General features: G+C 60.7%; 14 protein-coding genes and 1 pseudogene. 9 read left to right on the top strand and 6 right to left on the bottom strand.

Features of this window, described 5'->3' with window-relative positions:
• Positions 1-52: 52 nt before the first annotated feature.
• The 4 genes from ligB to EJD88_RS23125 all read right to left on the bottom strand — a co-directional run bounded on the left by ligB (position 53) and on the right by EJD88_RS23125 (position 4,583).
• A complete protein-coding gene (ligB, locus tag EJD88_RS23140) occupies positions 53-1,717 on the bottom strand; it encodes an NAD-dependent DNA ligase LigB (RefSeq protein ID WP_158879128.1) in 1,665 nt (554 codons plus the stop codon).
• A gap of 95 nt (positions 1,718-1,812) precedes the next feature.
• Complete coding sequence (locus EJD88_RS23135) at positions 1,813-2,163, bottom strand: hypothetical protein (RefSeq protein WP_099585793.1); 351 nt, start codon at positions 2,161-2,163, stop codon at positions 1,813-1,815.
• Between the two features lie 215 nt (positions 2,164-2,378).
• A complete protein-coding gene (gene metK, locus EJD88_RS23130) occupies positions 2,379-3,569 on the bottom strand; it encodes a methionine adenosyltransferase (RefSeq protein WP_099585792.1) in 1,191 nt (396 codons plus the stop codon).
• Positions 3,570-3,587: 18 nt separating this feature from the next.
• A complete protein-coding gene (locus EJD88_RS23125) occupies positions 3,588-4,583 on the bottom strand; it encodes a metalloregulator ArsR/SmtB family transcription factor (protein ID WP_099585791.1) in 996 nt (331 codons plus the stop codon).
• Positions 4,584-4,854: 271 nt separating this feature from the next.
• On the opposite strand from EJD88_RS23125, the gene tkt reads away from it, so the two are divergent.
• The 6 genes from tkt (at position 4,855) to fba (ending at position 11,069) form a co-directional block, all read left to right on the top strand.
• Positions 4,855-6,852: a transketolase gene (gene tkt, locus EJD88_RS23120; RefSeq protein ID WP_158879127.1), complete on the top strand. Its 1,998-nt coding sequence runs from the start codon at positions 4,855-4,857 to the stop codon at positions 6,850-6,852.
• Between the two features lie 138 nt (positions 6,853-6,990).
• Positions 6,991-8,049, top strand: a complete 1,059-nt coding sequence (gene epd / locus EJD88_RS23115; RefSeq protein ID WP_099585789.1) for an erythrose-4-phosphate dehydrogenase — start codon at positions 6,991-6,993, stop codon at positions 8,047-8,049.
• Positions 8,050-8,066: 17 nt separating this feature from the next.
• Positions 8,067-9,230: a phosphoglycerate kinase gene (locus tag EJD88_RS23110; protein ID WP_158879126.1), complete on the top strand. Its 1,164-nt coding sequence runs from the start codon at positions 8,067-8,069 to the stop codon at positions 9,228-9,230.
• 29 nt (positions 9,231-9,259) lie between these two features.
• Positions 9,260-9,487, top strand: coding sequence for a hypothetical protein (locus EJD88_RS23105; RefSeq protein WP_099585787.1), 228 nt, complete (start codon positions 9,260-9,262; stop codon positions 9,485-9,487).
• Between the two features lie 60 nt (positions 9,488-9,547).
• Positions 9,548-9,880 carry an MliC family protein gene (locus EJD88_RS23100; RefSeq protein WP_158879125.1) on the top strand — a complete coding sequence of 111 codons (333 nt, stop codon included), beginning with the start codon at positions 9,548-9,550 and terminating at the stop codon, positions 9,878-9,880.
• Between the two features lie 124 nt (positions 9,881-10,004).
• Positions 10,005-11,069 carry a class II fructose-bisphosphate aldolase gene (gene fba, locus EJD88_RS23095; RefSeq protein WP_099585785.1) on the top strand — a complete coding sequence of 355 codons (1,065 nt, stop codon included), beginning with the start codon at positions 10,005-10,007 and terminating at the stop codon, positions 11,067-11,069.
• A 60-nt stretch (positions 11,070-11,129) separates the two neighbouring features.
• On the opposite strand, the pseudogene EJD88_RS27320 reads toward fba, so the two are convergent.
• Together EJD88_RS27320 and EJD88_RS23090 are read right to left on the bottom strand one after the other, a co-directional pair.
• Positions 11,130-11,243: pseudogene (locus EJD88_RS27320) on the bottom strand (fructose-bisphosphate aldolase); the annotation flags it as partial.
• A 230-nt stretch (positions 11,244-11,473) separates the two neighbouring features.
• Positions 11,474-12,139 carry a polysaccharide lyase family 7 protein gene (locus EJD88_RS23090; RefSeq protein ID WP_099585784.1) on the bottom strand — a complete coding sequence of 222 codons (666 nt, stop codon included), beginning with the start codon at positions 12,137-12,139 and terminating at the stop codon, positions 11,474-11,476.
• 308 nt (positions 12,140-12,447) lie between these two features.
• On the opposite strand from EJD88_RS23090, the gene EJD88_RS23085 reads away from it, so the two are divergent.
• From EJD88_RS23085 to EJD88_RS23075, 3 genes are read left to right on the top strand one after another with little or no spacing between them, the layout of a single operon-like run.
• Complete coding sequence (locus EJD88_RS23085) at positions 12,448-14,553, top strand: bifunctional diguanylate cyclase/phosphodiesterase (protein ID WP_099585783.1); 2,106 nt, start codon at positions 12,448-12,450, stop codon at positions 14,551-14,553.
• Positions 14,554-14,596: 43 nt separating this feature from the next.
• Positions 14,597-15,097: a M48 family metallopeptidase gene (locus EJD88_RS23080; protein ID WP_017735682.1), complete on the top strand. Its 501-nt coding sequence runs from the start codon at positions 14,597-14,599 to the stop codon at positions 15,095-15,097.
• 19 nt (positions 15,098-15,116) lie between these two features.
• A complete protein-coding gene (locus EJD88_RS23075) occupies positions 15,117-15,413 on the top strand; it encodes a helix-turn-helix domain-containing protein (protein WP_099585782.1) in 297 nt (98 codons plus the stop codon).
• The last annotated feature ends 66 nt before the right edge of the window (positions 15,414-15,479 follow it).

Here is a 15,479-nt window from a genome sequence, read left to right as displayed (position 1 = left end):
TCGCAAAGTGCAGGGTGAATTCTGCGGTGGTTTAAGGGTGGCTGGGCGGGGTTTAAAACCCGTCTATTCCTGCCACGCGTAATGTTTCAGCCAAAGCCAGTACTTGTGGATCGCGGAAAAAAGCGCTCAGTTGCGCTGCACGCCCCGGACCTATGCCATCGATGGCCAACCAGGCCTGGGTATCTCTGGCGACCAGCGTCTGCCAGTTGCCCTCCAGATTGCTGCGGGCCGCAGGCGGCACACCCAAGGCTTTGAGCCATTGTGCAAAGGGTCGTTGCCGAGCGCTGTGAAGGCTGTCGAGCAGTCGTGCGCGGCTGCGCTCACCCAAGCCATCAATGTTAGCAAGCTCTGTCGTATCCAGGGTTAACCAATCGAGAAAGCCTGCGATTAGACCGGCCTGGATCAATATGTTCCATGTCTCGCGACCCATGTGCGGCAACGCCAGGCCCTGGTTGCCGCTCAGCCAGGTCAGGCGTGCGAGCAGCTGTTCTTCGCAGCCTGGGTCCAGTTGCCAGCAACTCAGGGCGTGAAAGTCCTGCGGGTCGGGGACAGGAAGGTCGATCCGTTTGGTATTGCGCAGGATCACCTGGTCCAGTCGCGGGATCACTTGGCCTGCCAGGCTGATGGACACCTGGTCGCCAGGGCGAATATCCAGCGCCTGCCAGCGTTTCAGCGAGCCGGCGCTGACCCGGCTGATCTGTCGGTCGTCCAGCCGCACTGGCTCCAGTTCCAGAATCGGCGTTATGCGCCCCGTGCGGCCGATCTTGAACTGCACCTTGCGGACCAGGGCCAAGGCCCTGGAAGCGGGGTACTTCCAGGCGACAGCCCAGTAGGGTGCGCTGACTTGCCAGCGCTTGGCGGGCACCCGTGATGCCTGATGCAGTACCACCCCGTCGCTGGCGAAGGGCAGTGTGTGGTTGTACCAATAGGTGCGCCAGTGCGCGGCTTCGGTGATTGTCCGGGCGGGCTGGCTATAGCGCTGGCTGTCGGTGAAACCCCAGTGTGCCAGGATGGCCAGGCGTTCGGTAAAAACGGCCGGGCCGTCCGGCCAGGCCCAGACAAACAGGCCGATACCGGCGGCGTCGGCGTTACTCAACTGTCGGCGGTTCATCAGGCCGGCCACCTTGCTGCGGGCATTGAGCCCGCCCAGGGCGGATTGCACGTGGTCGTCGAGGCGCCAATACAGCTCGCCTTGCAGCACCACGTCGATGGGCTCCGGCAGTTGCTGGACAATACCGGGGATCCTGCGGGCGGAGGCTGACCAGTCCTGGCCGAGAGTACCATCGCCGCGGCTGATCACCTGCTTCAAGCGGCCCTGACGGTACACCAGCGTCACTGCAACGCCGTCGACCTTGGGTTGGATCCACACGTCGTGTCGGGTGTCCAGCCAGGCGCCGACGGCCTGTTCATCCAGGAGTTTTTCCAGGCCGGTATGCACAACCGGGTGTGGCAAGGTGCCCCGAGCGCTAGCCAGTGGGTTATCAGGTTTCGAGGGGGTTGGAGTGACGCACTGGCGCCAATGGGTCAGGCGCCGGCGGGCCTGGTCGTAGAGCTCATCATGGACGGGGGATTGGCCGAGGCGGTGGTAGCTGTCATCCCACAGGCGGACCTGTTCGGCCAGGGTGTCGACCTGTGCCCTGGCCTCGTCGGGGCAGTCTTCGGCCGATGCCAATAAGGGGAACGTGCTGAGTAACAGGGCAACCAATAAACGCATCATGAGCATCCTTGCTCGGAAAGGGTGCCCAGCCTAAATGAACCTCACGGCCACAAAAAAGCCCCGACAGTGCGGGGCTTTTTACCGGGTGTTTCTACTTACTTGAACAGACCGCCCAAGGCTTTCACGGCATCCGGCTTATCAGCCTTGGCCTCTTGGGTTTGCTGCTTGGCGTCGGCTTTGGCCTGGGCCTCGGAAAGTTTGTCACAACCTTTGTTGATTTGGTCTTGCGCCGCTTTGAAGGCCTTCACTTTCAAGGTGTCTTTGCTGGCTTCGGCCGCATCGATCTTGGTTTGCAGGTCTGCGGCTTGTTTTTGGCAGTCGCCGGAGTTGCCGCCGCCCAGCTGGGAGGTCAGGGCGCCACTCAGTGCGCTCAGGTCAGCGGCGTGGGCCGGCAGGGCGAACAGGCTGAGCAGAAGGGCAGCAGGGGCGAGCGTGGAGATGCGCATGAAAAACCTCAATGTTCGATTGCCTGTGCACGTGTCTATCCCGGGCTGGCGCAGGTCAATATCCAGATAAGGTTAGAGGGCCCGAGAGGGCGCGGATTCTAGAGGGCCATCATTGGGCCTGCAAGGTTTGGATCCAAAAAATGTGAAAGGGGTCGCGCAGGCCATAAAAAGCCCCGCCGGGCGAACCCGGCAGGGCTTTTGGGTGCAGCGCGTGCTTACAGGCCGGCGGCGGTGCGCAGGTCGTTGGCGCGGTCGGTTTTTTCCCAGGTGAACGTGGTGAAGGTGTCGTCGCCGACAGTCTTTTGCGCAGGGGTACGACCGAAGTGGCCGTAGGCTGCGGTTTCCTGGTACATCGGGTGCAGCAGGTCGAGCATGGTGGTGATCGCGTACGGGCGCAGGTCGAAGATCTCACGCACCAACTTGACGATCTTGTCGTCGCTGATCTTGCCGGTGCCGAAGGTATTCAGCGAGATCGACGTAGGCTGGGCCACACCAATGGCGTAGGACACCTGAATTTCGCAGCGCTCGGCCAGGCCAGCCGCAACGATGTTCTTGGCCACGTAACGACCGGCGTAGGCGGCCGAACGGTCAACCTTGGACGGATCTTTACCGGAGAACGCGCCGCCGCCGTGACGCGCCATGCCGCCGTAGCTGTCGACGATGATCTTGCGACCGGTCAGGCCGCAGTCGCCCACCGGGCCACCGATGATGAACTGGCCAGTCGGGTTGATGTGGAACTGGGTGTCTTTGCTCAGCAGTTCGGCCGGCAGTACGTGCTTGACGATCAGCTCCATCACGCCTTCACGCAGGTCGGCGTAGGACACGTCAGGGTTGTGCTGGGTCGACAGCACGACAGCGTCGATACCCACCACCTTGCCGCCTTCGTAGCGGCAGGTCACCTGGGACTTGGCGTCCGGGCGCAGCCAAGGCAGCAGGCCGGATTTACGCGCGTCGGCCTGACGTTGCACAAGCTGGTGCGAGAAGGTGATCGGTGCTGGCATCAGCACTTCAGTTTCGTTGCTGGCGTAGCCGAACATCAGGCCTTGGTCACCGGCACCCTGGTCTTCTGGCTTGGCACGGTCGACACCTTGGTTGATGTCCGGGGACTGCTTGCCGATGATGTTCATCACACCGCAGGTCGCGCCGTCGAAGCCGACGTCGGAGCTGGTGTAGCCGATCTCGGTGATCACGTCACGGACGATCTGCTCCAGGTCAACCCAGGCGGTGGTGGTCACTTCGCCAGCGATGATCGCTACACCGGTTTTCACCAGAGTCTCGCACGCCACACGGGCGAACTTGTCTTCAGCAATGATGGCGTCCAGCACCGCATCAGAAATCTGGTCGGCGATTTTGTCCGGATGCCCTTCAGACACGGACTCGGAGGTGAAAAGGGAGTATTCGCTCATCTCGATGTTTTCCTGATATTACCGATGGTGAGTGTCGCCAGCCGGTCGCTGAAAATGGCGAACCTGGATCTGGAAACCATTACGTAAGCCTACATAGAGGCTTTCCCCGGGAACGAGCCCCGCAGCGGTGGCCCAACGGGCCAGATCGTCCTGTTCAAAACCCAACCAGAGATCACCGCAGGCCTCCCTGGCCCAATTCTGGTTGTGGCTGCATAAATCCGTAACCAACAGGCTACCGCCGGGGTGCAGCAACCCGGCCATTTGCTTTAATGCGTCGGCGGGAGCGGCGAAATGGTGCAAGACCATGTTCAGCACCACGCAGTCGGCCTTGATCAGCGTGCCGCTCAAGGCGTCAGCCAGTTGCAAGGTCACATTGCCCAGCGATTCACGCTCGCACAGCTGTCGCGCCAGTTCGAGCATCGCCGGGCTGTTGTCCAGCGCGGTCACCTGATGAAAGCGGCGCGCCAACTCCGGCAGAAAACCGCCATCTCCAGGCCCGACTTCCAATGCCGTCGCCTCATCACTGAAGCTCAGCTTGTCCAATAGCGCCAGCACGCTGTCGCGGTACTGCGGCAGGCCGGCAATCAGGTCTTGCTGCGCACGAAACTTCTCGGCCACCCGTGCGAAAAAGTCCTGACTCGCCGCTGCGCGTTGCCCGTGGACCTGGCCGATGCGCGACTGTACGTCGGTTGGCAGGCTCAGGTTGTCCACTTCTTCGAGCAGGGCGGCGTGCAGCTTGCCGCCGAGCAGGTCGGTGTGGGGCAGGGCGCGGCGGTAAAAAATTGCATTGCCTTCGCGGCGCGTGGCTACCAGGTCGGCCTGGGACAGCACCTTCAAATGGTGGCTCATGCCGGACTGGCCGATGGCGAAGATCTGCGCCAGTTCCAGTACGCCGAAGGAATCGTTGGTCAGCGCACGCAAGACGTTCAGGCGCAACGGGTCCCCAGCGGCCTTGCACAAGGCTGCCAGTTCATCGCCGTCGTCGGGACGCAGTGAGGGCACGGGTAGGTTCATAAGGCCAGCAGTCTAGTGACGGGTGCATATCCTCGCAAGGCCAATATCAAAAAGTTTTGATATTGATCGATAAGTGGCGGTTATAAGCCGCCGCTATAACCGTTAGACGAACAAGTTGCCGATTTCTGCAGGCGATTGCCGGCAACGCACAGGAAAAACAGCCTCAAGTGACTATCTGTCATTGCCCGCAGGCGGTGGCTGAGGGAAAATGCCGGTCCTTTTTTGCGTTTCTTTTTATTCACTCTTTATTCAAATCCTCAGGAGAACAGCGATGCCCAGCCGTCGTGAGCGTGCCAACGCCATTCGTGCCCTCAGCATGGATGCCGTGCAAAAAGCCAACAGCGGCCATCCCGGTGCCCCGATGGGCATGGCGGATATCGCCGAGGTACTTTGGCGTGACTACCTGAAACACAACCCGAGCAACCCGTCGTTCGCCGACCGTGACCGCTTCGTGCTGTCCAATGGCCACGGCTCGATGCTGATCTACTCGCTGCTGCACCTGACCGGCTACGACGTCACCATTGATGACCTCAAGAGCTTCCGCCAACTGCACAGCCGCACACCGGGCCACCCGGAATTCGGCTACACCCCAGGCGTCGAGACCACCACCGGTCCCCTGGGCCAAGGCCTGGCCAACGCTGTTGGCTTCGCGCTGGCTGAAAAAGTCCTGGGCGCGCAGTTCAACCGTCCTGGCCACGACATCGTTGATCACCACACCTACGTGTTCCTGGGTGATGGCTGCATGATGGAAGGCATTTCCCACGAAGTCGCTTCCCTGGCCGGTACCCTGGGCCTGGGCAAGCTGATCGCCTTCTACGATGACAACGGCATTTCCATCGACGGCGAAGTCGAAGGCTGGTTCACCGATGACACGCCAAAGCGTTTCGAAGCCTACAACTGGCAGGTGATCCGCAACGTCGACGGCCACGATCCTGAAGAAATCAAGACCGCCATCGACACCGCTCGCAAGAGCGCGCAACCAACCCTGATCTGCTGCAAGACCACTATCGGTTTCGGTTCGCCGAACAAGCAAGGCAAGGAAGACTGCCACGGCGCCCCACTGGGTGACGCGGAAATCGCCCTGACCCGTGAAGCGCTGAAGTGGAACCACGGCCCGTTCGAAATCCCGGCTGACATCTACGCCGAGTGGAGCGCCAAGGAAAAAGGCCTGGCGGCCGAAGCCGAGTGGGACCAGCGTTTTGCTGCCTACTCCGCCGAATTCCCAGAGCTGGCCAATGAGCTGGTGCGCCGCCTCGCCGGTGATCTGCCTGCCGACTTCTCGGAAAAAGCCTCGGCCTACATCGCCGAAGTTGCGGCCAAGGGCGAGACCATTGCCAGCCGTAAAGCCAGCCAGAACACCCTGAATGCCTTCGGCCCGCTGCTGCCTGAGTTCCTTGGCGGTTCGGCCGACCTGGCCGGTTCCAACCTGACCCTGTGGAAAGGTTGCAAAGGTGTCTCGGCCGAAGACGCCAGCGGTAACTACATGTACTACGGCGTGCGCGAGTTCGGCATGAGCGCCATCATGAACGGCGTGTCGCTGCACGGCGGCCTGGTGCCGTACGGCGCGACCTTCCTGATGTTCATGGAATACGCACGTAACGCAGTACGTATGGCCGCGCTGATGAAGAAGCGTGTGATCCATGTCTACACCCACGACTCCATTGGCTTGGGCGAAGACGGCCCGACGCACCAGCCGGTCGAGCAACTGACCAGCCTGCGTACCACGCCGAACCTGGATTGCTGGCGTCCAGCCGACGCGGTGGAATCCGCTGTGGCCTGGAAGCACGCCATCGAGCGTAAGGACGGCCCGTCGGCGCTGATCTTCTCGCGTCAGAACCTGCAACACCAAGTGCGTACCGACGCACAGATCGCCGACATCGCGCGTGGCGGCTACGTGCTCAAGGACTGTATCGGCGAGCCGGAGCTGATCCTGATCTCCACCGGTTCCGAAGTCGGCCTGACCGTTCAGGCCTACGACAAGCTGACTGCCCAGGGCCGTAACGTGCGCGTTGTGTCCATGCCGTGCACCAGCGTGTTCGAAGCCCAGGATGCTGGCTACAAGCAATCGGTCCTGCCGTTGCAGGTCAGCGCGCGTATTGCCATCGAAGCGGCTCACGCCGACTACTGGTACAAGTACGTGGGCCTGGAAGGCCGCGTCATCGGCATGACCACCTACGGTGAGTCGGCGCCGGCGCCAGCCTTGTTCGAAGAATTCGGTTTCACCCTGGAAAACATCCTGGGTCAGGCTGAAGAGCTGCTGGAAGACTAAGTCAGTCTGCGTTGTCTGTACTGGCGCTATCGCGGGCAAGCCCGCTCCCACATTTGGATCGCGGTCTAATGTGGGAGCGGGCTTGCCCGCGATGGCGTCAGAACATTCGACACCGAACTAACCTTGATCGAGAACCCCATGCCCCAACCGCGTCCCTACAAAGTTGCACTCAACGGCTACGGCCGCATTGGTCGTTGCGTCTTGCGTGCTCTGTTCGAGCGAGGGGCGGCTGCCGGGTTTGAAATTGTCGCGATCAACGATTTGGCCGACATGGCCAGCATCGAATACCTGACACGCTTTGACTCCACTCACGGCCGCTTCCCTGGCGAAGTGCGGGTCGAAGACGATTGTCTGCATATTAATGGCAACTGCGTGCAGGTCTTGCGCAGTGCCACCCCCGAAGGCATCGACTGGAAAGCATTGGGCGTCGACTTGGTGCTGGAATGTTCCGGTGTCTATAACACCCGCGCCGATGGCCAGCGTTTTCTCGATGCCGGCGCGCCGCGTGTGCTGTTTTCCCAGCCGATGGCCAGCGAGGCGGATGTCGACGCCACTATCGTCTACGGCATCAATCAGGATTGCCTGACCGGCGATGAGCTGCTGGTATCCAACGCTTCCTGCACCACCAACTGCAGCGTGCCGCTGTTGCGCCTGCTGGATCAGGCGATCGGCATCGATTACGTGTCGATCACCACCATCCACTCGGCGATGAACGACCAGCCTGTGATCGACGCCTATCATCATGAAGACCTGCGTCGTACACGCTCGGCGTTCCAGTCAGTGATTCCGGTGTCCACAGGTCTGGCCCGCGGCATCGAGCGCCTGCTGCCGGAACTTGCCGGGCGAATTCAGGCCAAAGCCGTACGGGTGCCGACGGTGAACGTGTCCTGCCTGGACATCACCCTGCAAACCGTCAGCGACACCGATGCGGTGGAGGTCAACCGGATTCTGCGCGACGCCGCCACCCGCGGCCCGCTCAAAGGCTTGCTGGCCTACACCGAGTTGCCCCACGCCAGTTGTGATTTCAACCATGACCCGCATTCGGCGATTGTCGATGCCAGCCAGACTCGCGTTTCCGGCCCCAGGTTGGTGAACATCCTGGCTTGGTTCGACAACGAATGGGGGTTTGCCAACCGTATGCTGGATGTTGCGGAACATTATCTGCACATCGCCTCTAAACAACCTCAACAACAGTAACTCAGGAACTGCGACCCATGACCGTGTTGAAGATGACCGACCTCGATCTGCAAGGTAAGCGCGTACTGATTCGCGAAGACCTCAACGTCCCAGTCAAAGACGGTGTTGTCACCAGCGATGCGCGGATCCGGGCTTCGCTGCCGACCATCAAGCTGGCCCTGGAAAAAGGTGCAGCCGTCATCGTCTGCTCCCACCTGGGTCGTCCGACCGAAGGTGAGTTCTCGGAAGAAAACAGCCTCAAGCCTGTAGCCGATTACCTGAGCAATGCCCTGGGCCGCAACGTGCCACTGGTGACTGACTACCTGGGTGGCGTTGACGTGAAGCCCGGCGACCTCGTGCTGCTGGAAAACGTGCGCTTCAACAAAGGCGAGAAAAAGAACAGCGACGAACTGGCCCAGCAATATGCGGCCCTGTGCGACGTGTTTGTAATGGACGCGTTCGGTACCGCCCACCGTGCTGAAGGTTCGACCCACGGCGTGGCCAAGTTCGCCAAGGTCGCCGCTGCTGGGCCGCTGCTGGCTGCTGAACTGGATGCACTGGGCAAAGCCCTCGGCGCACCGGCCCAGCCGATGGCTGCCATTGTGGCGGGCTCCAAGGTGTCCACCAAGCTGGACGTGCTCAACAGCCTGAGCCAGATCTGCAACCAATTGATCGTCGGCGGCGGCATTGCCAACACCTTCCTGGCCGCTGCCGGCCACCCGGTGGGCAAGTCGCTGTACGAGCCGGACCTGCTGGACACCGCCCGCGCCATTGCTGCCAAAGTCAGTGTGCCGCTGCCAGTAGACGTAGTGGTAGCCAAGGAATTCGCCGAAAGCGCCGCCGCTACCGTCAAGCTCATCGCTGACGTGGCTGAAGACGACATGATCCTGGACATCGGCCCGCAAACTGCAGCCAACTTCGCCGAACTGCTGAAAGCCTCCCAGACCATTCTGTGGAACGGCCCGGTTGGCGTGTTCGAATTCGACCAGTTCGGCAACGGCACCAAAGTGCTGGCCAACGCCATCGCTGAAAGCTCGGCCTTCTCCATTGCCGGCGGTGGCGACACTCTGGCGGCCATCGATAAATATGGCGTGGCTGACCGTATCTCCTACATTTCTACCGGTGGTGGCGCGTTCCTTGAATTCGTCGAAGGCAAAGTCCTGCCTGCCGTTGACGTGCTGGAAACCCGAGCCAAAGGTTAAGGCCCGTGATCAGGAAAAGGAGCATTCCCATGATCAAGTCGTTGGCACTGGTGATCGCAGCGGGCCTTTTGGCCGGTTGCGGCAGCACGCCAAGCGCGGCGCAGCAGGCTGGAAAGCCGGCATCGCAGCAGAAAACGAGCTGCTACCAGGCGGACTGGCAAGCCGAGACCATGCCGGTGATCAACAAGCGCATCGGCAATGAGCGGCTGGAGAAATACGACTCCGCGCCCAACGGTCAGGAACAGGGTTGCCCTTGACGGGTCTGATCAACTAACCGACAGCATCGGCGGCCTTTGGCGCCGCTGCGAGGATTGGCAATGAAAGGCGTTTTCGCCCTGGCAGCCGTGGCCCTACTGGCCGGTTGCAGCAGCATGAACATGTTCAACAAGGCAGAGCCTGCCGACAAGTGGACCACCTGGACCTGCGACAGCAAGGCCGAGGTCAACTGGCGCTTTGCCAATGCGGCCAAATCCGAGGTGGATGTACGCCTCGGTGGTTCCGACCAGGTTTACCGCCTTAAACAGGATGTTGCGGCTTCTGGCGTGCTGTACAGCAACGACCAATTGGCGTTTCACACGAAAGGTGAGGAAGGCCTGGTTTACTGGGTGGCTACCGACGATTTGATCGGGCGCGGCTGCAAAGCCCAATAAGCCTGACAGCAATAACGATTCAGCAGGCCAGGCATGCAAAACCTGACCGGCAATAACTTGAATAGCAGCCGCCGCTACGGCAGGCTTGCACGATTAACGACCCTCGACCGGGAGAGACAACACAATGGCACTTATCAGCATGCGTCAAATGCTGGACCACGCAGCCGAGTTCGGCTACGGCGTCCCAGCCTTTAACGTCAACAACCTTGAGCAGATGCGCGCCATCATGGAAGCCGCTGACAAGACCGACTCCCCAGTGATCGTCCAGGCGTCGGCCGGTGCGCGCAAATACGCCGGCGCCCCGTTCCTGCGTCACCTGATCCTGGCAGCCATCGAAGAATTCCCGCACATCCCGGTGTGCATGCACCAGGACCACGGCACCAGCCCTGACGTGTGCCAGCGCTCCATCCAACTGGGCTTCAGCTCGGTAATGATGGACGGCTCCCTCGGCGAAGACGGCAAGACCCCGACCGACTACGAATACAACGTGCGCGTGACCCAACAAACCGTGGCCCTGGCTCACGCCTGCGGCGTCTCGGTTGAAGGCGAGCTGGGTTGCCTGGGTTCGCTTGAAACCGGCATGGCCGGCGAAGAAGACGGCATCGGCGCCGAAGGCGTGCTGGATCACAGCCAGATGCTGACCGACCCGGAAGAAGCCGCCGACTTCGTCAAGAAGACCCAGGTCGACGCCCTGGCCATCGCCATCGGCACCAGCCACGGCGCCTACAAGTTCACCAAGCCGCCTACCGGCGACGTGCTGGCCATCGACCGTATCAAGGAAATCCACAAGCGCATCCCCAACACCCACCTGGTGATGCACGGCTCTTCCTCGGTCCCGCAAGAGTGGCTGGCGATCATCAACCAGTACGGCGGCGACATCAAAGAAACCTACGGCGTACCAGTTGAAGAAATCGTCGAAGGCATCAAGCACGGCGTGCGCAAGGTCAACATCGACACCGACCTGCGCCTGGCGTCCACCGGCGCAATGCGTCGCCTGATGGCCACCAACCCGAGCGAATTCGACCCACGTAAATTCTTCGGCGCCACCGTGACCGCGATGCGTGATGTGTGTATCGCACGCTACGAAGCGTTTGGTACTGCGGGTAATGCTTCGAAGATCAAGCCGGTATCGTTGGAAGCAATGTATCAGCGGTATTTGAAAGGTGAGTTGAACGCTAAGGTGAACTAAGCCTCAAGCGTCTAACAAAGAAGCCCGCAGCGATGCGGGCTTTTTTTGTCTGGGATTTGATCAGCTTGCAGGTGTTGAATAGAAACCCCGATGTTCAATCACTCGAAACACATCGCTCACGTCCTGCACCGGAATGCGTGCGGTATTGGCCACGTTATTCAAGTCGCGCTGGGCTGCGCAGCAGCCCCAACTTGGTCACCGCAGAATGCCAGAATCACTTGAGGTGAAGGTTTTGGGGCTGCTTCGCAGCCCAGCGCGGGACAAGCCCGCTCACCACAGAGTTACGTGTCAGCCTTTAAGCATAACTCTGCCGTTATCTCGGGCAAGCCCGGCTCCCACAGGAATCGCGGTGTGTTTAACAAGGTAGCTTCACCGAGGAATCGTCCTTGGCACCACCGGACACTTCACTCGTGATCTATATCCAACTTCGCAAACGTCACCTTCGCCCCTTCCTTGCTGTCCCCACTGTTGTCCTGCACATACGCGCCCGCCTTGAAATACAGCGGCTTGGCCGCCCAGGCCGCGCCGATGCGCTCGTTCCATTCACTGTCGGCGGCGTACACGCTGAGTAGCCCAGCCTTGTTGAGGTTGATCACGTAAGTGAAGCTTTTCTCCAGCGGCACATTGGACGCGACGATGATCACGCGGCTTTCATCTTCATCCGGGCGCATGCGCACTTTGGCGACGATGTTGCCGGTCTGGGTCTTTTCCTTGAACTGGTATTCGAGCTTGATCAGTGGTTTTTGGCTGTCATAGGCGTGGATCTGGCCAATGACGATCTTGCCGCTGGAGGGCACCTGGTTCACGGCCAGGGTGGCGCGCAGGAAGTTGTCGGCGTCGGGGTAGGTCCAGTTGCGCAGGCGGCCGTCGGCGTAGGTTTCGCGCAATTCACTGCGCGGGTAGATGGCGTTTTCGGTGCGGGTGCCGGTGACGGGGGTCCAGAATTGCACGTTGCTGCCTTCGGCCTGGAAATACTGGTCGTTGAAGCCGCTGAGCAGCTTTGGCGTGTCGATAGTCGCGGGGGGCGAGCCGACCGGAATGCTCAGGTTCCACGTGGAGAGGTCGATCATGGCGTTGGCCTTTTACAGGGGGTGACGGCTTTGGCCCGGGGGCCTGACAGGTTCTTTATAGGCGGTGGCCGTCCAGTTGTTAAACATTTGCTGGCAATTTATTGACGCCATAGGAATGCCAAAAAGCCATGTTTCCCATGAACCGTGGGCTGTAGAGGTTGACCGTTAGTCGGCTGACTGAACTTTGGCGCAATGATGGCATCCACGTCACTTCTGATTTTCAGGATCCGGGGCTAGAGTGAGGCCTTGATGTTTGTCCGGGTTTTCTGTCAGAAATGACCGGATTAGACCTAAGGAAGAGTCCCAGCATGGAATGCGCTCCACATCACGGCGATGGCAGTTCGGTTCTTCTGGTGGTCGATGACTACCCGGAAAACCTGATCAGCATGCGTGCGCTTTTGCAACGCGATGACTGGCAGGTGATCACCGCCGCATCCGGGATGGAAGCCCTGGAGTTGTTGCTGCTACATGAAGTCGATTTGGTGTTGCTGGATGTGATGATGCCCGGCATGGACGGCTTCGAAGTCGCGCGGTTGATGCGCGGCAGCCAGCGCACGCGCATGACCCCGATCATCTTTCTGAGTGCCAACGCCCAGTCGCCCGCCGCCGTGCTGGAAGGCTATGCCAGTGGTGCCATCGACTATCTGTTCAAACCCTTCGACCCGCATATCCTCAAGCCCAAGGTCCAGGCGTTGCTGGAGCACCAGCGCAATCGCCGGGCGTTGCAGCGCCTGAGCCATGACCTGGAGTCCGCGCGGGCCTTTAATGCGTCGGTGCTGGATAACGCCGCCGAGGGCATTCTGGTGGTGAGTGAGGAGGGCGTGATCGAATACGCCAACCCGGCGATTTCGCGGCTGCTCAACGCCACGATCCAGGAGTTGCAAGATCAGGACTTCCTGAGTTTCCTGCAAAAACCCCATGTGCCCGCCTGGCTGGACTCGCAGATGTACGCCGGTTATCGCAAGGGCGAAACCTGGCGTCTGCACGATGCGCTGCTGCGCACCCGCCGTGGCCAGCAGGTGCCGGTGGCACTGTCCTGCGCGCCGTTGCCCGCCGAGCAGAAGGCCATGGTGGTGACGGTGCTGGACATGTCCGAGGTCCGCCACTTGCATCAGCAGTTGGAATTCCAGGCCGTCACCGACCCACTGACCGGGCTGCTGAACCGGCGCGGCTTCCATCAGGCAGTGGAAAACACACTGTTGCGCAGCGAGCGCACGGAGCAGTCCCTGGTGTTGCTGTACCTGGACCTCGACGGCTTCAAGCGGGTCAACGATTCCCTGGGCCATGACGCCGGTGATCGGGTGCTGCGCTGGGTCTCGGAGCAATTGCAGGGCTGCCTGCGCTCCTACGACATTATCGGCCGCATGGGCGGGGATGAATTTACCGCGCTGCTGGAGTTGGAATTCCCGGAGCAGGCGGCAAAGATTTCGGAGAAGTTGATCGAGCGCGTCTCGGTGTGCCAGCAGGTCGACGGTCTGGATGTGATGCTCGGTGTGAGCATCGGCATTGCGACCTACCCGGATTGCGGCTCGGATCTGAATGGTTTGCTGCGTGCGGCCGACATCGCCATGTACGAAGCCAAGCGCGCAGGCCGTCAGCAATATCGTTATTACGACCAGGAAATGAACGGCCGTGCGCGCTCGCGGCTGATGCTCGAAGACAGTGTGCGCACGGCGATCCAAAACAGGGAGTTCACCCTGGTCTATCAGCCCCAGGTTTCCCTGGCGGATGGACGCTTGCGCGGCGTCGAGGCGTTGTTGCGCTGGCAGCACCCCAGCGTCGGCGACGTGCCGCCAGGGCTGTTTTTACCGTTGCTGGAAGAGGCGCGGCTGATCAGCCAACTGAGCGCGTGGATTTATCAGCAGGTCGCTGCCCAGCGTCAGATGTGGCAAAGCGCCTTCGATGATGAGTTGGTATTGAGCGTGAGTCTGAGCAGCAGCCAGTTCAACATGCCCAACCTGGCGAACCAGTTGCAGCAGATGATGGAGCGGTATGGGCTGCAGACGCACCAGTTGGAGGTGGAAATCGGCGAAGACTGCCTGATGAGTAACCTGGAAGAGGCCGCCAAACAGCTTAAATTGCTGCGCCGCATCGGCGTACGCATTGCGCTGGATGACTTCGGCGCGGGGCAGTGCTCCTTGTCGCATCTGCGTGACTTGGCGTTCGACACCCTCAAACTTGACCCGCAATTGGTTGCGCGCCTGCCGGGTTCGGTGAGGGACACGGCGATGGCGCGCAGCATTATCGAGCTGTGTGGGCATTTTGATGTGGTCGTGGTGGCCGAAGGCGTGGAAACCCAGGAACAAGCTCAGTGGCTCAAGGCCCATGGCTGCCCGTTTATCCAAGGGCCGTGGGCCGCACAACCGCTGATGGCCGATGAAGTGCTCGACTGGTCTCGCGCCCGCATGCGCTGAATTCGCTACACTGGCGCCCATTCGAACCCTGTTGCAGACCTCCATGACCGCGCTGAAATACCTCCAGGCCTATCCCGCCGCCCTCCAGGAGCAAGTACGCCAACTGATCGCCAAGGACCAGTTGGGTGCCTACCTGGAGCAGCGCTACCCCGAGCGCCACGCGGTGCAGAGCGACAAAGCCCTGTACGCCTACGCGCTGGCCTTGAAGCAGGAACACCTGCGCAACGCGCCGGCCATCGACAAGGTGCTGTTTGATAATCGCCTGGACCTGACCCACCGCGCCCTCGGCCTGCACACCACGATTTCGCGGGTGCAGGGCGGCAACCTCAAGTCCAAGAAAGAGATCCGCATTGCTGCGTTGTTCAAGGACGCCGCGCCGGAATTTCTGCGCATGATCGTGGTGCACGAACTGGCACACTTCAAGGAATCGGACCACAACAAGGCGTTCTACAAACTCTGCGACTACATGATGCCGGGTTACCACCAGGTGGAATTCGACCTGCGGGTGTACCTCACGTATCGCGACCTGCAGGGCAAACCCTGACCGCACAAGGCGACTGACCATGGATGTGAGCAAGACCAAAAGCAGCTTCTACCGCCGCCTGTACGTGGCGTACCTGATCGACAGTGGGCTGGCCAGCAGTGTGCCGGCGCTGACCGACGCCACCGGCATGCCTCGGCGCACGGCGCAGGACACGATTGCGGCATTGGCTGACCTGGATATCGTGTGTGAATTCGAGCAAGAGGACGGTGCCCGTAACCATGCCGGGCACTATCGGATTCGTGATTGGGGCGCAATTGATCGGCGCTGGATCGAAGGCAATCTGGCTTCGGTGAAGCAGGTGTTGGGGTATCCCTGAAGGTTTTGCACTGTTTCAGCTGACGCCATCGGGGGCAAGCCCCCTCCCATATGTGGGAGGGGGCTT

The organism is Pseudomonas sp. PB105 (genome assembly GCF_009764655.1).
Taxonomy (GTDB): domain Bacteria; phylum Pseudomonadota; class Gammaproteobacteria; order Pseudomonadales; family Pseudomonadaceae; genus Aquipseudomonas; species Aquipseudomonas cyclaminis.
Note: the sequence above shows the minus strand (reverse complement) of the source record. Positions and strands in the feature narration are given on the sequence as shown.